Annotated in this window: 15 protein-coding genes; 10 read left to right on the top strand and 5 right to left on the bottom strand. The window is 67.3% G+C overall.

Going from position 1 to position 19,740, the window contains the following annotated elements:
- Window positions 1-30: 30 nt before the first annotated feature.
- The 4 genes from VG556_RS00500 (at window position 31) to VG556_RS00515 (ending at window position 3,064) form a co-directional block, all read left to right on the top strand.
- Window positions 31-423 carry a response regulator gene (locus VG556_RS00500; protein ID WP_100450153.1) on the top strand — a complete coding sequence of 131 codons (393 nt, stop codon included), beginning with the start codon at window positions 31-33 and terminating at the stop codon, window positions 421-423.
- Window positions 424-432: 9 nt separating this feature from the next.
- Window positions 433-2,019 carry a sensor histidine kinase gene (locus tag VG556_RS00505; RefSeq protein WP_046430927.1) on the top strand — a complete coding sequence of 529 codons (1,587 nt, stop codon included), beginning with the start codon at window positions 433-435 and terminating at the stop codon, window positions 2,017-2,019.
- Window positions 2,020-2,089: 70 nt separating this feature from the next.
- Entirely contained in the window at window positions 2,090-2,431 is a 342-nt protein-coding gene (locus VG556_RS00510; RefSeq protein WP_014647343.1) for a type II toxin-antitoxin system prevent-host-death family antitoxin, read from the top strand.
- Window positions 2,432-2,434: 3 nt separating this feature from the next.
- A complete protein-coding gene (locus tag VG556_RS00515) occupies window positions 2,435-3,064 on the top strand; it encodes a hypothetical protein (protein ID WP_014647342.1) in 630 nt (209 codons plus the stop codon).
- A gap of 72 nt (window positions 3,065-3,136) precedes the next feature.
- Here VG556_RS00515 and proP read toward each other — a convergent pair whose 3' ends face one another.
- Window positions 3,137-4,627: a glycine betaine/L-proline transporter ProP gene (gene proP / locus VG556_RS00520; protein WP_100450152.1), complete on the bottom strand. Its 1,491-nt coding sequence runs from the start codon at window positions 4,625-4,627 to the stop codon at window positions 3,137-3,139.
- Between the two features lie 569 nt (window positions 4,628-5,196).
- Between proP and VG556_RS00525 the strand changes: the two genes are divergently transcribed.
- Window positions 5,197-5,613 (top strand): host attachment family protein, encoded by a 417-nt coding sequence (locus tag VG556_RS00525; RefSeq protein ID WP_014037377.1) that lies wholly within the window; start codon window positions 5,197-5,199, stop codon window positions 5,611-5,613.
- A gap of 5 nt (window positions 5,614-5,618) precedes the next feature.
- Window positions 5,619-5,942, top strand: coding sequence for a thioredoxin family protein (locus VG556_RS00530; protein ID WP_049407275.1), 324 nt, complete (start codon window positions 5,619-5,621; stop codon window positions 5,940-5,942).
- Between the two features lie 59 nt (window positions 5,943-6,001).
- Here VG556_RS00530 and VG556_RS00535 read toward each other — a convergent pair whose 3' ends face one another.
- Window positions 6,002-6,244, bottom strand: coding sequence for a hypothetical protein (locus VG556_RS00535; RefSeq protein ID WP_032962604.1), 243 nt, complete (start codon window positions 6,242-6,244; stop codon window positions 6,002-6,004).
- Window positions 6,245-6,661: 417 nt separating this feature from the next.
- On the bottom strand, window positions 6,662-8,971 hold the full coding sequence (locus VG556_RS00540; protein WP_100450151.1) for an autotransporter outer membrane beta-barrel domain-containing protein: 2,310 nt from the start codon (window positions 8,969-8,971) through the stop codon (window positions 6,662-6,664).
- 348 nt (window positions 8,972-9,319) lie between these two features.
- Here VG556_RS00540 and VG556_RS00545 point away from each other — a divergent pair, with 348 nt between their 5' ends.
- Window positions 9,320-11,671 carry a GH92 family glycosyl hydrolase gene (locus VG556_RS00545; protein WP_100450150.1) on the top strand — a complete coding sequence of 784 codons (2,352 nt, stop codon included), beginning with the start codon at window positions 9,320-9,322 and terminating at the stop codon, window positions 11,669-11,671.
- A 398-nt stretch (window positions 11,672-12,069) separates the two neighbouring features.
- On the opposite strand, the gene VG556_RS00550 is transcribed toward VG556_RS00545, so the two are convergent.
- Together VG556_RS00550 and VG556_RS00555 are read right to left on the bottom strand one after the other, a co-directional pair.
- Window positions 12,070-13,500 (bottom strand): sensor histidine kinase, encoded by a 1,431-nt coding sequence (locus tag VG556_RS00550; protein ID WP_100450514.1) that lies wholly within the window; start codon window positions 13,498-13,500, stop codon window positions 12,070-12,072.
- Complete coding sequence (locus tag VG556_RS00555) at window positions 13,493-14,167, bottom strand: response regulator (protein WP_100450149.1); 675 nt, start codon at window positions 14,165-14,167, stop codon at window positions 13,493-13,495. The genes VG556_RS00550 and VG556_RS00555 overlap by 8 nt, the downstream gene beginning before the upstream one ends.
- 62 nt (window positions 14,168-14,229) lie before the next feature.
- Between VG556_RS00555 and VG556_RS00560 the strand changes: the two genes are divergently transcribed.
- From VG556_RS00560 to VG556_RS00570, 3 genes are read left to right on the top strand one after another with little or no spacing between them, the layout of a single operon-like run.
- A complete protein-coding gene (locus VG556_RS00560) occupies window positions 14,230-15,477 on the top strand; it encodes a TolC family protein (protein WP_100450148.1) in 1,248 nt (415 codons plus the stop codon).
- A complete protein-coding gene (locus VG556_RS00565) occupies window positions 15,474-16,646 on the top strand; it encodes an efflux RND transporter periplasmic adaptor subunit (RefSeq protein WP_100450147.1) in 1,173 nt (390 codons plus the stop codon). The genes VG556_RS00560 and VG556_RS00565 overlap by 4 nt, the downstream gene beginning before the upstream one ends.
- Window positions 16,643-19,720, top strand: coding sequence for an efflux RND transporter permease subunit (locus tag VG556_RS00570; protein ID WP_100450146.1), 3,078 nt, complete (start codon window positions 16,643-16,645; stop codon window positions 19,718-19,720). The genes VG556_RS00565 and VG556_RS00570 overlap by 4 nt, the downstream gene beginning before the upstream one ends.
- Window positions 19,721-19,740: the final 20 nt, after the last annotated feature.

Consider the following 19,740-nt stretch of genomic DNA (forward strand, 5'->3'; position numbering starts at 1 on the left):
GTGCGCCGCGTGTATCGAGGAGCGCGGGTCGTGCTGGAAGCGGGCAACAAGCCAGAGGGCCTGAAAGGGCTGCGGGTGCTGGTGGCGGAAGATGAATTCGCCATCGCGATGTTCCTGGTGGACTATCTGGAACTGAAGGGGGCGCAGGTGGTGGGACCGGCCGGTGACCTGCAGGCGCTGGGGCGTCTGGTCGATGAGAACCCCATCGATGTCGCCCTGCTGGACATCAACCTGGGGGGTGAACTGGTCTACCGCTTGGCGGACGCCGGCACGCCGTTCATGTTGACCTCCGGCTACGATGACAATCTGCCCAGCCGCTTCGCTGGCGCGCCCCGCTGTACCAAGCCCTATCACATCGAGGCACTGGTGCAGCAGCTGGCACGGCTGGTGGCAGGCCCGCAGGCTGCTGCGGGCATCGCCTGATTGCGCGGCATGTCACACCGCATCCAGGGTCTCCCGGCCGTTGAGCGCCCGGCGGGCATGCCGCCGCCGCTGCAGGCGCATGCGCGCCATGACGGCATGGCCGCCCGTATTGCCCGCCACGACTGGTCAGGCACGCCACTGGGTGCGATCGAGCGATGGCCGCCGCACCTGCGCGCCACTGTCGACCTGATGCTGGCCCACGGCTTCCCGATGATCGTGCTGTGGGGCGAGCAGCTGGTGCAGCTCTACAACGATGGCTATGCCGAGATCCTCGCCGACAAGCATCCGGGCGGGCTTGGCCAGCCCACCCGCGAGTGCTGGCCTGAGGTCTGGCACATCAACGGCCCGATCTACCAGCGGGTGTGGCAGGGCGAGACCATCACCTACGAGGACAAGCTCTATCCGCTGGCGCGGCGGGGGCGGCTGGAGGATGTCTGGTTCACCATCACCTACAGCCCCATCCGCGGTGAGGAAGGGCGCATCAACGGTGTGCTTGTCACCATGTTCGAAACGACCGCCGCGCATGTCGCGCAGGCGGCCCGCGAGCGCGAGGAGCAGAAGCGCCGTGAGAGCGACCGGCGCCTGGCGCTGGCATTCAAGGTGCTGCCGGTGGGCGTCTGCATTGTCGATGCCGAAGGCCGACTGCAACTGTCCAACGACCGGATGCGGACCTATCTGCCCACCGGCAAGGTGCCGTCCACTGATCGTCCCAACCACTACCGCTGGCAGGGATGGCACCCCGACGGCTCGCGCATCGAGCCCCATGATTTCGCCATCGCCCGCGCCCTGCGGGGGGAGACGGTGGTCCCCGGCCTGGAGTTCCAGTTCATCCATGACGACGGGCGCGCCCGCTGGACACGCGTCGCCGCTGCGCCGCTGCGCGATGCAGACGGCGAGGTGACCGGGGTGTTCGCCATTGCGGTGGATATCGACGACCTCAAGCGCGCCACCGAGCGCCAGGCGGTGCTGCTGGCCGAACTGCAGCACCGGGTCCGCAACATCATGTCCACCATCCATGCCCTTGCCTGGCGGACGCGCAGCACCGTGGCCAGCGTGGACGAGTACGCCGAGCGGCTGTGCGGGCGTTTGATGTCGCTGGCGCGCACGCAGAGCCTGCTGACCCGCGGCGGCAATGCCGGGGTCTGCCTGCGCGGGATGATCGAAGAGGAAGTGTCGGCGCAGATGCCGGGCACGGGCCTGTGCGAACTGCACGGTGAGGACGTGCTGCTGCCACCGAAAGCGGCCGAGGTGCTGTCGTTGGCCATCCATGAGCTGGCGAGCAATGCGCTGCGCTACGGCGCGGCCGCGCGCGAGGCGGGGCGGATCGAGGTGTCCTGGCATCTGCAGGTGCAGGACGCCGAACCGTGGCTGGGCCTGCACTGGTGCGAGCGCCATGCCGACGTGGAGGGCTGGGAAATGCCACGCCAGCGTGGCCTGGGCCGGGCGCTGATCGAGCAGCGCGTGCCCTACGAGCTGGCTGGCAGCGGCGAGCTGCACTTTGGCCCACAGGGGCTGGATGCGTGGATCCGCTTCCCGCTGCGCGAACGCGACAGCCTGCTGCAGACCGACGCTCCGGACACCGCGCCCCTGCGGTAAAAGGGGATTTATCCCCAATTTGGCCAAATTGGGTATAGTGTCGCTCATCCACCCCGCCTGGAGCCGTGCCATGACCCTGCCGCTGGATCTGCCTGGCCTTGAAAAGGCCCCGGCCTCGTCGGTGAAGACCCGGGGCTGGCCGAGCCTGATGCGCACCGTGCGCGAAAAGCAGGCGCTGGTCATCACCAACCACAACCACCCGGAAGCGGTGATCGTGGACATCCGCACCTACCAGGAACTGCTGGCCAAGGCCGCCGGCGGTGATGCCGGTGAGCGCAGCGAGGAGCTGCAGCGCCTGCGCAGCGAGTTCGACCAGACCCTGGCCGGGCTGCAGCGCGGGGAAGGGCTGGGCAAGGTGCTGGGCCAGCCGATCCGGCGCGGCCGCAAGGTCACCCTTGGCCGTCCGCTCTGATCGATGGGACGCATCCTGGCGTTGGCCGGTGTCAATGGCGCCGGCAAGAGTTCGCTGCTGGGCACCTGGCTGGACGCCGAAGGGCTGAGCTGGTTCAACCCGGACTCGTTCACCCGCCGCCTGGTCGACGCCGGCTGGCCGCTGCCGGACGCCAATGCCGAGGCCTGGCAGGAAGGCACCCGCCGCCTGCGCCAGGCCATGGCCGATGGCACCGACTTCGCCTTCGAGACCACGCTCGGTGGCAACACCATTCCGCGTCTGCTGCGTGAGGCCTGCGAGCGGCACCAGGTGGCGATCTGGTTCTGTGGGCTGGCCGATGTCGGGCTGCACGTCGCCCGTGTGGCCGCGCGGGTGGCCGCCGGTGGCCACGATATTCCGGTGGAGAAGATCCACGCGCGTTTCGATTCGGCGCGCGCAAATCTGCTGGAGCTGCTGCCGCACCTGGCCGAGCTGCATGTCTACGACAACAGCGCGCCGGCCGATGCTGACGGCTGCGTGGTGCCGCTGCCGGTATTGGCCATGGCTGCAGGCCAGCTGCATTACCCGGTCGCAGTGGCCGACCTGTTGCACACGCCGGGCTGGGCCAAGCCCATCGTGATGCGCGCGATGGAATTGGACACCCCGGGTGATTGATGCCGCACGGGGTGCGGAGTCGAACCCATGCTCGGCTGATCCCCTGGAAGTCAGCCGAGCACGGGCTCGGCTCTACAACGCCGGCTTCGCCTGCTCGGGCTCGGCAACGTCCGGCAGCGGCGGCAAGGTCGGGTCCACCGTCACCGGCACATCGCTCTTCAACAGCGCGGCTGCTTCCTTGTCGCTGCCAACCGCTGGCGGTGAACCGCGCAGCGGCAGGCCGGCGGTTTCCTTCACGAACAGCATGGTCACCAGGCCGATCACCGCCGCGCCCATCAGGTAATAGGCCGGCACCAGCGGGTCGTCGGTACGCTCCACCAGCCACGCGGTCACCAGCGGCGTGGTGCCACCGAACAGCGACACCGACACATTGAAGGCGATCGACAGCGCGCTGTAGCGCACCGGGGTGTAGAACAGCGCCGGCAGCGTGGACGGCATCGAGCTGGTGAAGCACACCAGCGCCAGCCCCAGCAGCATCAGGCCGAGGAAGATCAGCCCGTCGTTGCCGCTACCGACCAGCAGCAGGCACGGAATGGCCAGCACCAGCAGCGCGATGCACGCACCGATGATCATCGGGCGCCGGCCCAGCCGGTCACTGAACAGGCCGCCGACGATGTTCAGCGGCATCATCACCAGCATCACGATGATGATCAGCAGCAGGCCCTTGCTCTCGGCATAGCCCATCGTGACGCTGAGGTAGCTGGGCATGTAGGTCAGCAGCATGTAATCGGTCACGTTGAACACCAGCACCAGGCCCATGCACACCAGCAGCTGGCGGCCATGCACCTGGAACAGCGCGCCCAGCCCCGGCCGCTCGTGCTCACGCTTCTCGGCTTCCTCGGCGAAGGCGCGGAACGCCGGGGTTTCCTCCAGCTTCATGCGCATGTACAGGCCGAGCAGGCCCAGCGGGCCGGCCACCAGGAACGGAATGCGCCAGCCCCAGTCCAGCATCTGCTCGCTGCTCAGCAGCATGTGCAGCGCGGTGACGGTGCCGGCGCCGGCGATGTAGCCGCCCAGCGTGCCGAACTCCAGCCAGCTGCCCATCAGGCCGCGGTTGCGGTCGGTGGAATACTCGGCGATGAAGGTGGCCGCGCCCCCGTACTCGCCGCCGGTGGAGAAGCCCTGCACCACGCGCGCCAGCAGCAACAGCACCGGCGCCCAGATGCCGATGCGCTCGTAGGCGGGAATCAGGCCGATTGCAAACGTGCCCAGCGCCATCAGGATCATGGTGAACGCCAGCACTTTCTGGCGGCCGTAGCGATCACCCAGCGGGCCGAACACCAGGCCGCCCAGTGGCCGCACCAGGAACGCCACGGTGAAGGTGGCGAACGCGGCGATCACCTGCGCGGTGGGGTTGCTGGAGGGGAAGAACACCTGGCCGATGGTGACGGCCAGATAGCCGTAGACACCGAAGTCGAACCACTCCATGGCATTGCCGAGTGCGGCCGCGCCGACAGCGCGCTTGAGCATGGGCTTGTCGACGACGGTGATCTCATCGACCTTCAGGTGGCGGCGGCGTTTGAACCAGCCGAAATGGGCATGTGCATCGGGGGTGTCCTGCATGGGGGCTCCCTTGTAGGCAGAAGAGGGGAAATGAGCGGTGAGGTAGGTCCCGGAAATCGGAAACGGCGATGCAGGCGCAGGTGGCGCAGGGGCATCGGTGAGTGGCGTGGGGGCCGGGGAATGTGTGCAGGCACGACGCCACGCGCACGGCAAAGCACCGCCGCAACGGCGGAAACGCAGCAACAGGATCACAGCGGTCGCGCAGTCAGCGGCCGGCGGTCACAGCAGCGTGGGGAGTGCAGGCCGAGGGCCTGCGGGCGTCATCCGCCAGGATCCAGCGCGAGGCGGTGGAACGGCAGGGCGGGAGCCATCGTGGCAAGCGAAGCGCCGGTCGGCAGTGCTTCCCACGTAACAGGTGCGCCCGTCACGTAGTGGGTCGTGTCGATCATACGTTCATCATAGCGGCATCGGCGTGAGCATGCAGCGAAGCGGACTGATCTGCACGCTGTGTTCCATCGCGCCTGTTCATCCGCGCGGCATGCAATGACAAGTGTTGAACGAACTCTGGCCGCGGCGCTCACGCGACGCTGTCTACGGTAGCGCTGAACGCAATCGAGAAGGAGCATTGCATGACCCGTCGCATTCCCGAAGGCACGTTGATCATCGTCGCCGATGGCGGTTCGGCCCGCGTGTTCACCAACGTCGGCAGCGAACATCAGCTGGCGTTGAAGCAGGAAGGTGAGCTGCGCCTGCAGGACATCAGCGAGCAGGGCGTCTCTGGTCAGGGCCCGGCTGGCGCGGTGCCGAAGGACATGTCCATTTCGCAGCTCAACGAGGCGACGTTTGCCAAGCAGGTAGCGGAGCAGTTGAACGAAGATGCGCTCAACAACCGCTATGCACACCTGGTGCTGGTGGCAGACCCGACCACGCTGGGCCGTATCCGCCCGCTGCTGCACAAGGAGGTCCAGGCGCGCCTGCTGGGCGATATCGCCAAGGACCTGACCAACGCCCCGCTGGCGGATATCCAGAAAGCGCTGGCGGCGTAACCGGCATGCCGTTCATGCGTGACTACCCGGCGGCGGAGCCTGCGGGCGCGGACGTGGAAGCTCAGGCGGGCTGGCAGCTGCTGGAGTTCGGTGCACCCTGGTGTGGCCATTGCCAGGCTGCGCAGCCTGCACTCCAGGCGTTTGTGGACGCCCACGATCTTGTGCATTGGAAGATCGAGGATGGCAAGGGAAAGCCGCTGGGGCGTGCGTTCAAGGTAAAACTGTGGCCCACCGTGGTGCTGCTGCATGACGGCCAGGAAGTGGCGCGCGTGGTGAGGCCGGTCGACAGCGCCGACCTCGCCACCTTGCAGGGCGCATTGCCAGATTGAGGGCAGCGATCGCTGCGTGCGGTGCGCACGGCGTCGAGCAGGCTCGGCTGCATCGCGGTCTAGTGATAGGTCACCTTCTCCGCTTCCGCACGCAGCTTCTGCAACAGGCACCGCCCATGCTGGCTCAGCATGACCATCGCGTTGGCGATCTCTTTGGCGTTGTAGCCCATCGGTGCGGGCGGCTTCGGCTCGGGGCCGTACTGTTCGCCGATGAGGATGGCCATGCCTTCGGCGCTGTTGAGGGCGTGTTCGATGCGCTGGAAGAGCGACTCCATGGCCGGACTGAGTGGACGTTGGGTCATGCGGGAACTCCTTGGGAAGCGAGGGCCACCGCAAGGGTGGCGGGCGGTGCGAGGTTGGAACTTCGGCTGAGCTACGAGAAAAGCCGGAGGGCCATGCGGCCGCCGCACACCGCCCGCCGTAGTTACGGCAAGCAAATCTCGTAGCTCAAAACGGGGTTCCAATCCCGGCAGCGGGATGTCCGCTGCGGCGCCATCTTGTATGGGTCACGACGTGGAATGCTCATTGATGCTTTCTGCCAAACGGGCAGAATCGAAAGGTCACGTCACTCCCCGCTGCAGATCCCGGCAAACAAGTGTCTGACGCGACAATCCCTGTCGCGCCCTTCACGCCGTGGCCGCGAACCCCAGTCCGGCAGCCACACCTCCCGCCTTGATATCAACCCGCAATCGAATCGATCGCGGGCTGAAGGCGACCGATTACCAGCTGTAACTGACACCCACCTGCGCACTGGTCTGGTGATAGCCACTGGCCTTCTGCAGCGACAGCCCGCCCCAGGCGCCGATGCCGTTGCTGAACTTCACCGACGCGCCGCCACTGAACTCGCCACGGCTGCGCGGCACGCGCGCATCGGCGATCTCGTCATCCATGCGGATCTGCGATTCGGCGCGGGTGTGCAGCCAGTTGGCGGCCAGGTACGGCTGCACCTCCGCCGCGCCATTGCCCCAGCGGGTCACGCCGGACAGGCGCAGGCCTGCACGCCCGAACACGCCATTGGCATTCTCGGTGCTCACCACCGTGCCGTTGGCCTCGGTGTGGCGGTTGCTGTCCCAGCGGCTGTAGCCCACCTGCAGCTGCGGCTCCAGGTAGATGCCGCCGTTGTTGGCACCGCCTACGCGGAACGCGTAGCCGGTTTCCACCGCCCCCTGCCAGGCACGGCTGTCGTAGCGTTCCGTATCCAGGCCGATGCCTTCCACGCGATTGCGGAACTGCGCGCGCTGCACCGAGCCGTCCACATAGAAGCCTGCATACGGGTCGGCACCGTTGCCGCCGCGCCAGGTGGCGTAGATGCCCAGCGCCTCGCCCTTCACCTTGCCGCGGGCGTAGTAGCCGGTCAGCTCATTGGTGGAGGTGCTGCTGGCGTTGCCGCTGGACAGCATCACGCCCACGCTGCTGCCCGAATCGTGACGCCACAGATCGGCACCGACGGTCAGTGCCTGGCTGTTGCCCCGGATGTCGAGCTGGCGGCTGATGGCATCGAAGCCGTTGCGCGAGCCATCCACGCGCGCCCAGGCGCGGCCGGCATTCTGGCCGGCATGGCGATCGTGGTAACCCAGCCGGAACATGGTCTGCGCCGCCTGCAGGTTGGCCAGGTAGGCGCCGGGCTCGGGGCGCAGCACCGGCTCCGGATCGACCGGATCGCACTCGGGCAGGCTCGGATCGACCACGCACGGGTCCGGCTGGGTCGGCAGCTGCGAGCGCAGGTACCAGTTGCCGTCGGCGCCGGTGCCTTTGTGCAGGAAGTACTCGTACTGGCCACCCACCGCACGCCCGGCCAGGTTGAACTGGCCGTTGGAAGCGCCGCCGACGGAGATCAGCTCGATGCCCTTGTCGGTCTGCGCCCCCGCGCCGCCGACATTGTTGACGCGCACGTTGGCGCTGCCGCTGGTGTCACCGCCGATGATCAGCTTGTCGGTGGCTGCGTCGTCGCCGGCCAGTACGGTGTTGAAGATGATCGTGCCATCGGCGCCGCTGAAGTTGCCGGCCACGTTGAGAGTGTGGAAGGCGGAGCCGTCGCCGAGGGAGATGGTGCCGTTACCGAGGCTTAGCGCACCGATCGTGGAATTGCCGGTCATGTTCCAGCTGGCCGAGTCCAGCGTGGCGCTGGTGACGTTGGTCATGACGCCGGTCAGTACCGCGCCATTGGAAAGCTTGGCGTGCAGCTGCGAGGTTGCATCGGCACGAAGCGTACCCTGCAGTTGTGACGCGCCGACGTTCAGATTCAGCGTACCGCCATCGACGGCTTCAGCAATCACGCCATTGCCGCCGCTTACAGTGCTGCCGTTTAGAACGTTGACAGTGGTTGGGGCGATGATCCCTGCACCGCTGACAACAATGCCCGAGCCGTTTCGACCGGCGACGCGTGACTTGTCGATGGTGAGGACGTTGTCACTGATCGGACTGGTGGGAGTTCCCCCGATGTCCTTCACAACGATGCCGTTCTCATCCCCCATGACGGAAGATCCGTTGGTGATGTTGACGCTTGAGTTCGAGAAGACTGCCAGACCGGACGAGATTTCGGACGGTAGGAGGCCGGCTCCGATGCCGGTTCCATCAATCGTCGTGTTGCTCAGGGTCAGTACGCCACCTTGAACATAGCCTCCGATTCCTTGGCCGATGATGCTCGAGTCAGTGACAGTTGCGGTGCCGGCAGCGCCACCAGAGATGCCATTGGTTACCGCCAATCCCGCGGCGCGGCTGTTCTGTATCCGGGTGCCGGCGATCGTTGCGCTGGAGGAGGCAATCTGGACGGCGGCAAACGGATCGGTGGCGGTGGCTGCTGCCCCCGTCATGGCGAGCGTGGATCCGTCGCTGATGCCTACGGATGTGGCGGCGCTGCCGGTGTTGAACGTCAGTGTGGCACCGTGGGCAGACCAGCCTTCAATGGGGTCTCCAGCATTGACTGTTGCGCTTTCACCCGGGTTGAGGGTGCCGGCCTGGCTGGGACCGGCAACGGCAAGGCCGGCGGCAATGGCCAGCGCAAGGGAACGGCGAACAGCGATCTTCATGACGTACTCCTGTTGGAATCAGAACCTCAGGAAAGGGGACCGCGTTCACTCGTCAGCGTTAATGAGACGCCGAGATGTTGTGAAGCCCAGGTGATACCCGTGCCCTTTTCCGGCCCGCCCGACGCAAACTGCGCGAGAGATCACACAACGGCAGGAAATGTCGTCACTCGCTTTGCCGCGCCGTTTTGGGCACGGGGACAGTGTGGTGAAGGGGGATGGATCGATCCATGCAATTAATTGCAGTCTTCATTCGCCATAGGCTGTGTGATTGGAACCGTTCAGCCGCACCGCAACATGCGGTGCCAGAACGCGGGTGCTAGGATCTGACCACCACTTGAATCGATCCAAATGCCGATGCCCACGCTGGACCGTCGTCTCCTGATCGCTTTCGCCGCGACCGCCATGCTTGCCTCCGGGGCGGTGCTGGCGGCTCCGTCGACATCCGCCGCCGAACGCGCCTATGGCTCGGTCGACCCGTTCATCGGTACCGGCGGGGAAGGCCATACCTACCCGGGGGCGACGGTGCCGTTCGGCATGGTCCAGCTCAGCCCGGATACGCGTATCCAGCCGCGCGAGAAGGCCTACGGTTGGGCGGCCGGCTACCGCTACGACGACAGCAGCATCGTCGGCTTCTCGCACACCCATTTTTCCGGCACTGGCCATTCCGATCTGGGCGACATCCTGCTGATGCCGTTCACCGGCAGTCCCGGCCTGGAGCGTGGCGATCCCGAGAAGCCGCGCAGCGGCTATGCCTCCCGCTTCCGCCATGATGACGAGAAAGCGGAGCCGGGCTACTACGCGGTCACCTTGGACGATTACAAGGTGCGTGCCGAGCTGACCACCAGTACCCGCGTGGGGGTGCATCGCTATGCGTTCCCCAAGGGCACCGACGCCAAGGTGCTGCTGGACATGCGCACCAGCATGTACGACTACCCGGGCAAGGTGCTGTGGTCGCGGGTGCGGGTGCGCGCCGATGGCACGGTGACCGGCTTCCGCGAGACGCGCGGCTGGGCACCGGGCCGCCAGCTGTATTTCGCGATGCGTTTCTCGCGGCCGCTGGCCGGCCATGAGCTGCACAACACCGAGCAGGACATCGTCTATAAAGGCTTCCCGCCGCCGGGCGAGAAGGATCCGGCGCAGCGCGCCCAGATCGAAGGCCGGCAGCTGGTCGGCACCTTCAACTTCGGCAAGCTGGACGCACCGCTGGTGGTGAAGGTAGCCATCTCGCCGGTCAGCGAGGCCGGCGCCATTGCCAACCTCGACGCGGAAGTGGCCAACTTCGATTTCGATCGCGTGCGTGCACAGGCGAAGCAGGACTGGACGCAGGCGCTGTCGGTACTCGATATCGATGCCCCCGAGCATGCGCGGCGCAGTGCCTATACCGCGCTGTACCACACGATGCTGGGGCCGACGCTGTTCATGGACGCCGATGGCCAGTACCGCGGTTCGGACAACGCGGTGCACAAGGCCGACGGCTTCACGCACTATTCGACGTTCTCGCTGTGGGACACCTACCGCGCGCTGCACCCGTTGCTGACGCTGGTGCAGCCGGAGAAGCGCAACAGCGACTTCGTCAATTCGATGCTGGCCCACCATGAGCACAGTCCGTACGGCATGCTGCCGGTGTGGTCGTTCCATGGCCTGGAAGACTGGTGCATGATCGGCTACCACGCCGTGCCGGTGATCGCCGATGCCTACGTGAAGGGCATTCGTGGCTTCGACGCCGACAAGGCATTGAAGGCGATGGTCGAGACCGCCAACTACGGCCCGTATGACGGTATCGCGCAGTACCGTGAGCTGGGCTATGTGCCGATCGACGAGGAAGGCGAAGCGGCCAGCAAGACGCTGGAGTACGCCTTTGATGACTGGACCATCGCACGCATGGCGCAGGCGATGGGCAAGGGCGATATCGCGGCGACCTTCGACAAGCGCGCGGCCAACTGGCGCAATGCGTTCGACAAGGACACCGGCTTCATGCGCGCACGCAAGCGCGACGGCAGCTTCCGTACGCCGTTCGACCCCAGCGCCAGCGGCTACGGCACCGACTACACCGAGGGCAACGCCTGGCAGTACTCGTGGTACGTGCCGCAGGACGTTGCCGGCCTGGCGGCAGCCCACGGTGGCAGCGACAAGCTGCTCGCGCGCCTGGACGAGGTGTTCAACGCCAAGGTGGATCCGTCCATCTTCGAGCACATGGAAGACATCACCGGGCTGATCGGCTGGTATGCACATGGCAACGAACCCAGCCACCATGTGGCCTACCTGTACTCGTACGCTGGCCAGCCGTGGCGCACCCAGGCGCGCCTGAAGCAGATCATGGACACCCAGTACGCCGACCGTCCGGATGGCCTGGCCGGCAACGATGACGTCGGCCAGATGTCGGCGTGGTATGTGTTCACCGCGCTGGGCTTCTACCCGGTGGCACCGGGTTCGGGCGAGTACATCCTCGGCCGCCCATTCCTGCCGAAGACCGCGATGCGCCTGCCCAACGGCAAGACGTTCACCATCGTGGCCGATGGCCTGGATGACAGGCACACCTATGTGGGCAGCGTGAGCCTCAACGGCAAGCCGCTGCAGCGCACCTTCCTGCGCCACGACGAGATCCTGGCCGGTGGCGAGCTGCGCTTCAGCATGCAGGCCGAGCCGAACAAGGACTGGCCGGGGCAGGACGCGCAGGCGCCGTATTCGATGAGCCGGTGATGCGCACGTGGTAGGTGCCGACCTTGGCCGGCACGCGGAAGATCAACGGCGCCCACCAAGGTGGGCCTCTACCGGACTCCGTGGGTCGCGGTGCTTTTGGTAGGTGCCAACCTTGGTTGGCACGCAGGACATCAACGGCGTCCACCAAGGTGGGCCTCTACCGGAACGCGTGGGTCGCGGTGCTTTTGGTAGGTGCCAACCTTGGTTGGCACGCAGGACGTCAACGGCGCCCACCAAGGTGGGCCTCTGCCGGAATCCGTGGGTCGCGGTGCTTTTGGTAGGTGCCAACCTTGGTTGGCACGCAGGACGTCAACGGCGCCCACCAAGGTGGGCCTCTACCGGAACGCGTGGGTCGCGGCGCTTTTGGTAGGTGCCAACCTTGGTTGGCACGCAGGACATCAACGGCGCCCACCAAGGTGGGCGTCTACCGGAATCCGTGGGTCGGGGTGCTTTCGCGAACGGAAACGCAACCCCACGCGCGCGCCACCGAGTGGCGCCGTTTCGATCATCAATATCGCGCCATGCCGCTGCGCGATCTCGGCCACGATCGCCAGCCCCAGCCCGCAGCCATCTCCCTCGCTGCTGGTCCGGTAGAACCGTTCCGTGACGCGCGCGCGCTCGGCTTCGGCGATACCTGTACCGTCATCGTCCACCCACACCTGCACGCCCTCGGCATCCCGCTGTAGTCCCAGGGTGATCACACCGGGCACGGCGCCGTAGCGCAGCGCGTTGTCCAGCAGGTTGCCCAGCGCCTCGCGCAGCAACTGCGGATCACCCTGTACCTTCACGCCGTCGTCGGGTCCGTCGTAACCCAGGTCCACGCCCGCCACCAACGCACGGTCGGCGTAGCGCTCGACCACGCCCCGTGCCAACGCGGCCAGATCCAGCGGCTGCAGCGGCAGTGCGCTGCCCTGTGGATCTTCCGAGCGGCTGAGCATCAGCAGCTGGTTGACCAGGTGCTGCAGCCGTGCCAGCCCGGCCAGCGTGCCGGACAGCGCCAGCTGCTGGGCCTGCGGATCCTGTTGGCGGAGTGAGCTCTCCAGCTCCACCTGCATTGCCGCCAGCGGCGTGCGCAGCTGGTGCGCCGCATTGCTGACGAAGCGCCGTTGCGCGGCCTGCATCGCGTCCAGCCGTTGCAGCAGTGCGTTGTAGGCTTCGACCGCCGGCCACAGTTCGCGTGGGGCTTCCTGCGCGGGCTCCAGTGGCGCCAGCGGGTCCGGACGCGGGCTGGCCAGCCGCCGCGCCACCTGGTTGGCATGGCGTGCAGCCGCGCCGGTACCGGACCAGGCCAGCCACGCGGCCAGCGCCAGGATCGCGGCCTGGAACGGGATGCTGGCCAGCAGCAGCTTGCGCTCCAGCCGGTGCCGCTTGCGCAGCGTCTCGGCCACGCGCAGGCGGATATCGTGGCCCGGCCCAGCGCTGACCACGACCTCGACCATGCGCACCGGCTGCCCACGCAGGCGCGCGTCGTAGTAGACGGCATCGTCGCTGCCGGCAGCGATCGCGGGGCGGGGCAGCGCTTCGGGCAGGTCCCCATACAGGCGCCCGCCCGCAGCGTCGACCACTTCGCCATGCACTTCGTCAGCGGTATCCCAGGTGAACATGCGCGACACCGCGGGCGTGATCTCGATCGAGGCACGCCCGTCCTGCACCTTCACCAGCTCGGACAACGACATCGCCGAGTCCAGCAACCAGCGGTCATAGACCTGGCCGGCATAGAAGCGGGCCAACGCGAATGAACCGATCGCGCTGCACAGCAGCAGCACCAGCAGGGGCAGCCACAGGCGGCGCAGCAGCAGGCCACGCAGGCTGTGCACACGCTCAGTCACCACCGGCTTCCAGCCGATAGCCCAGGCCACGCAGCATGCGGATGCCGACGCCGGCGCGCGCCTGTTCCAGCTTGCGGCGCAGGCGGCTGACATGCACTTCGATCACTGACAGGTTGGCCTCGTGATCCCAGCTGTACAGCGCGTCGAACAGGCGCTGCTTGGTGACGGTGCGGCCAGGATGCTGCATCAGTGCCTCGACCAGCGACAGCTCGCGCGCGGTCAGTTCGATGCGCTGGCCTTCCACCTGCACTTCATTGCGGATGCTGTCGAAGCACAACCGGCCCAACCGCTTCTGCGCCGGTGCGTCGCTGCGGCGACGCGACAGCGCACGCAGGCGGGCTTCCAGCTCACCGAGTGCGAACGGCTTGGCCAGGTAATCGTCGCCACCGCGGTCGAGGCCGAGGATGCGGTCCTCCACACCATCGCGTGCGGTCAGGATCAGCACCGGCAGGGTGGCGCCGTCGTTGCGCAGGCGCGAGAGCAGGTCCAGGCCATCGACGTCGGGCAATGAAAGGTCCAGCACCATCACGTCATACGGTGCGCTGGCCAATGCCGCCGGCGCGTGCAGTCCACGCGAGAGGTGGTCGCACAGATGACCGGCACCCTGCAGGGCGCGGATCAGTCCATCGGCCAGGGCGGCGTCGTCTTCGATCAGCAGGATTCGCATTGCAAGCTTCGTGCAAGGTTGGGGCAAGTTTGGCGCAAGTGCGTCACCTTACCGTGACGTGCATGAATTTCTCCCGTCGTCTTGCGGCCCTGCTGGCCGCCCTTTCGTGCGCGCCTGCGACTTCGGCGCTGTCCTTGCAGGATGCACAGCGTGCAATGGAAGCGCACAACCCGGACCTGCACGCGGCGGCATTGGAACTGCGTGGGGTGCAGGGCGATGCGCTGACCGCTGCGTTGCGGCCAGCGGCCGAGCTGTCGATCGGCAGCAGCAAGATCAGCCCGAAGCACGGCATCGGCCCGGGGCGCTGGCAGGACAAGCGGGTGGACAGCACGCTGGGCCTGGGCTGGACCTGGGAGCGCGGCGGCAAGCGCGCATTGCGCATCCGCCAGGCGGACGCGCTGCTGGAAGTGGCCGGGCTGGACATGCTCGATACCCGGCGCCGGCAGCAGGTGGCACTGCATGAAGCCTATTTCGGCCTGAAGGGCGCGCAGGAGCGGGCGCAGATTGCCGAGGCCAACCGCCAGAGTTCGGCCGAACAGATGGCGGCGGCCGACAAGCAGGTGGCCACCGGGGCGATGGCGCCGGTGGATCGCGCGCGGATGGCGGTGGACCATCTGGCGGTGGCCGATGCGGCGCGCGAGGCGGCCCTGGATCTGCGTGACGCGCGGCATGCGCTGGGCCTGCTGCTCGGCAGCGATGACAGCCGCGACCTCAGTGCCGATGACCCCTGGCCGGATGCCAGCAGCGTGGCCAAGGTGCGCGCGTTCGATCCGCAGCAGCGTGCCGACCTGCGCGCGGCACGCTCGCGCCTGGCCGCCGCCGACGCTGGCGTGGCCCTGGCACGTAGCGAGCGCCACCGCGACATCCAGCTGGGTGTGGAGGCCGAGCGCGAGCCCACCGATATCAGCGGTGTCACCTGGGGCGTGTCGTTGACCATTCCGCTGGGCGGCCCGTCGCGCGCACGCGGCGCGATCCAGCGTGCCGAGGCCGACCGTGACAGCGCCGCGCTGGAGCTGCAGGTACTGCAGCGCGAAGCACGCGCCGAGCTGGACCAGCTGCAGGCCAGCGCGCAGTCCGCCGCACAGCGCCGCAGCGACTACGAGGGGCTGCAGTCCGACGCCGCACGCAAGGCGGTGCAGGGCATCGAACTGGCGTACCGGCGCGGCGCCGCCAGCCTGACCGATCTGCTGGATGCGCGCCGCAGTTGGCGCGACTTCGAGGCCGCGCTGATCGATGCGCGCGCCGACCATGCCATTGCCCTGGCGCGCTGGGAAGCGGCCACATCCGTTGCTGAAGGAGAGTCCCGATGAAGTCCCCCGTCGCCCATCGCCCGCGGGCGCGACACGGCTTGCTGCCGGCCTTGCTGGCGCTGGCCTTGCTGGGCGGCTGCGGCCGTGAGCCGGCGTCCTACACCGAGGATGCGCCGCAGATCAGTGCCGGCCAGATCCTGTTTCCGGCCGGCAGCCGCCAGCTGGATGTACTGCGCAGCGAGCTGGTGACCGCCGGTGCCAGCGCCAGCCTGCAGCTGCCGGGCCGGGTGGTCTGGGACGAGACCCGCTCCAGCGCGCTGCGCACCCCGCTGGCGGGGCAGGTGGCGCGCATCGAGGCGCAGCCGGGCCAGAAAGTGAAGGCCGGCCAAGTGATTGCCTGGATCACCTCGCCCGAGTTCGGCCAGGCCCAGGCGGAGGGCGTGCGTGGCCGCGCCGAGCTGCAGCAGGCGCGCAAGGAGCTGGAGCGCACCCGCGAGCTGCATGCGGCGGGTGTGGCGTCGGGCCGCGAACTGGACGAGGCCGAGGCCAACTTCGCCGGCAGCCAGGCCGATCATGCGCGTGCAACCGCCTTCGCCAAGGCATATGGCAATGGTCAGCGCGTCGACCAGCGCCTGCCGCTGCGCGCGCCGATCGATGGCGTGCTGGTGGAGCGACGGATGAGCCCGGGCATGGCGGTCAGCCCGGACAGCGAACAGCCGTTGGCGGTGATTGGTGATCCGGACCGCCTGTGGTTGCTGCTGGATGTACCGGAGAGCCTGGCCGGACGCCTGAAGGCGGGCATGCAGGTGAGCGTGCCCGGCGCCGATGGACAGCCGCAGCAGGCGACCCTGCAGCACGTGGATGACTTCGTCGACAGCGAGCGCCGCGTGGTGCAGGCGCGCGCCGAACTGGACAACCGTGCGCGCGGTTTCAAGGCGGGCCAGTACGTGCGTGCGCAGGTGGCAGTGCCGGCCGAGGGCGGTGTCTCGCTGCCCGATGCTGCGGTACTGCTGATCGACGGCAAGCAGGTGGTGTTCGTGGAGGAGGCCAAGGGCCGCTTCGCGCGCCGGGCCGTGCGTGCCGAGGAGCTAGGTGATGGCCGCCTGTGGGTGCGCGAGGGCCTGGCCCAGGGCGCCAGGGTGGTGGTCGAAGGGGGCCTGTTGCTGCAGCAGCTGGTCGACAGTGCGCCCGCTGCCGCCAGCACCGGGACGGGGCATGCCGCGCCATGATCGATCGCCTGATTGCCTATTGCCTGCGCCAGCCGCTGATGGTGATGCTGGCGCTGCTGCTGTTCATCGGCGCTGGCATTGCCGCGTTCCGCGTGCTGCCGGTGGAAGCCTTTCCGGATGTGTCCGACACCCAGGTGACGGTGGTATCGCTGCACCCGGGCCGGGCCGCCGAAGAGGTGGAGCGCGAGGTGACGATGCCGCTGGAAGTGGCACTGTCCGGCATCCCGCATTCGGTGCGGGTGTTCTCGCATACGCAGTTCGGCCTGTCGATGATCATCCTGACCTTCGACGACAAGGCCGATGATTACTTCGCGCGGCAGCAGGTGCTGGAACGCCTGCAGGGCGTGGAGCTGCCCGAAGGGGTGACGCCGGAGCTGGAGGCGATGAGCTCGGCGGTGGGCGAAATCTACCGGTACGTGCTTAAAGGCCCGCACCTGACGCCGACCCAGCTGCGCACCGTGCAGGAATGGACGATGGAGCGCAGCCTGCGCACCGTGCCGGGCGTAGCCGATGTGATCAGTTTCGGCGGCTTCGCGCGTACGTTCCAGGTCAAGCCGGACCTGGACAAGCTGCGTGACCGCGGCATCAGCCTGGGTGAGTTCGCCGAGGCGCTGGAGAAGGGCAGCTCGAACGCAGGCGGCGGCTACGTGGAACGTGGCCAGCAGCAGTTCCTGATCCGCGGCGTCGGTCTGATGCGCTCGCCGGCCGACATCGGCAACGTGGTCGTGGCGCAGCGCAGTGGCACGCCGATCCTGGTGCGCGACCTGGCCGGCATCGCCGATACCGGCCTGCCCCGGCAGGGCCTGGTCGGCCAGGATGACAACGACGACGCGGTGTTCGGCATGGTGCTGATGCGCAAGGGCGAGAACCCGTCCGACGTGCTCGACGCCCTGCATGCGCGCATCGCCGAGATCGAAGCGAATCAGCTGCCGGCCGGGGTCAGCATCGAGCCGTTCTACGACCGCTCGTGGCTGGTCTCGACCACGCTGAAAACCGTCTTCAGCAACCTGCTGGAAGGCGCGGTGCTGGTGTTCCTGGTGCTGTGGCTGTTCCTGTACAACGCCCGTGCCGCGCTGATCGTGGCGGCGATGATGCCGCTTGCGCTGCTGTCGACCTTCCTTGGCCTGCATCTGTGGGGCGTGCCGGCCAACCTGCTGTCGCTGGGTGCGATGGACTTCGGCATCATCATCGATGGCGCGGTGATCGTGACCGAGCACATCGTCTCGCGATTGTCGAAGCTGCCACCTGCGGCCGACCGTAAGACACGGTTCTCGACCATTCTTTCGGCAGCGTCGGAAGTGGGCCGGCCGACGTTCTTCTCGATGCTGATCATCATCGCCGCGCACATCCCGATCTTCACCCTGCAGCGCCAGGAGGGCCGCATGTTCGCGCCGATGGCGTACTCGGTAACCTCGGCATTGATCGGCGCGCTGATCCTGGCGCTGACCGTGGTGCCGTTGTTCTGCTACTGGTGGCTGCGGCGCGACCGCATGCGCGACGGCAATCCGCTGATGGACCGCCTGACCGGCTGGTACCGGCCGGTCCTGGAGCGCGCACTGGCCCGCCCGCGTGCGGTAGTGCTGACCGCGGTTGCGCTGCTGGTCGGCACGCTGGCATTGGGCACGCGGCTGGGTTCGGAGTTCCTGCCCGAGCTGGACGAAGGATCGATCTGGCTGACGGCCACGCTCGACCCGAGCACCAGCCTGGGCGAAGCGCAGCAGCAGTCGCGGCGCATCCGAGAGCTGGTCGGCAGCTTTCCGCAGGTATCGACGGTGGTGGCCAAGCTGGGACGCCCGGAAGACGGCTCCGATGCCAAGGGCGCCAACCAGATCGAGGCGCTGGTGGCGTTGAAGCCGGAGAAGGAATGGCCGAGAGGCGTGGACAAGCGACAGCTGGTGAGCGACCTGCAGCGCACGCTGGAGCAGCGCATTCCGGGGCCCGAGTTCTCGATTTCGCAGCCGGTGCGCGACAACATCCTGGAGAGCATCTCGCAGATCAAGGGCCAGGTGGTGATCAAGGTCAGCGGCTCGGATCTGGACGTGCTGAACCAGCAGGCACAGGCGATCCTGGGCCAGGTACGCGGCGTGGAGGGCGTGGAGAGCGCCTTCATCGACCGCGACGGGTCATTGCCGCAGCTGCAGATCGAGATCGACCGCGACCGCGCCGCGCGCTATGGCCTGAACGTACGCGACGTCGACGAAGTGATCGAGACCGCACTGGGCGGGCGCCAGGTCGGCGAGCTGTGGGAGGGTGACCGCAGGTTCCCCATCACCCTGCGCCTGAACGATGCCGATCGTGACCTGCAGCGGCTGCGTACGGTGCCGGTTGGCATCGGCGATGGCCACACGGTGACGCTGTCCGACGTGGCCGACTTCCGCATGGCCAGCGGCGCGATCAACATCTCGCGCGAGAACGCACAGCGGGTGAAGGCGGTGAGCATCTTCATCGCCGGCCGCGACATGGGCAGCGTGGTGGCTGACATGCGCAAGCGCGTGGATGCCAGCGTACAGCTGCCGGAAGGCTATCGGCTGGAGTGGTCCGGCGAGTTCGAGAACCAGCAGCGTGCGATGAAGCGGCTGGGCTGGGTGATTCCGCTGTCGGTGCTGATCATCTTCGTGCTGCTGTTCGATGCCTTCAAGGACATCAGCAGCGCCGCGCTGATCCTGGCCAACGTGCCACTGGCGATGATCGGCGGCATCCTCGCCCTGTGGCTGACCGGCATTCCGCTGTCGGTGTCGGCGGCAATCGGCTTCATTGCATTGTTCGGGCAAGCGGTGCTGAACGGCGTGGTGATGCTCAGCCGCTTCGCCCAGTTGCGCGAGCAGGGCATGGACCTGCTGCAGTCGGTGGTGCAGGGTTCGCTGCAGCGCCTGCGCACGGTGCTGATGACCGCACTGCTGGCGATGTTCGGCCTGCTGCCGATGGCCACCTCGCATGCGATCGGTGCCGAGACCCAGAAGCCGCTGGCGGTGGTGGTGATCGGTGGTCTGCTGTCGGCGATGCTGCTGACCCTGCTGGTGTTGCCGACGCTGTACTACTGGGTGCATCGCCGCCGCGAGGCGCGCATCGCCTGACCTACCTGTAGAGCCGAGCC

The organism is Stenotrophomonas sp. CASM106 (genome assembly GCF_049384825.1).
GTDB lineage: Bacteria > Pseudomonadota > Gammaproteobacteria > Xanthomonadales > Xanthomonadaceae > Stenotrophomonas > Stenotrophomonas muris.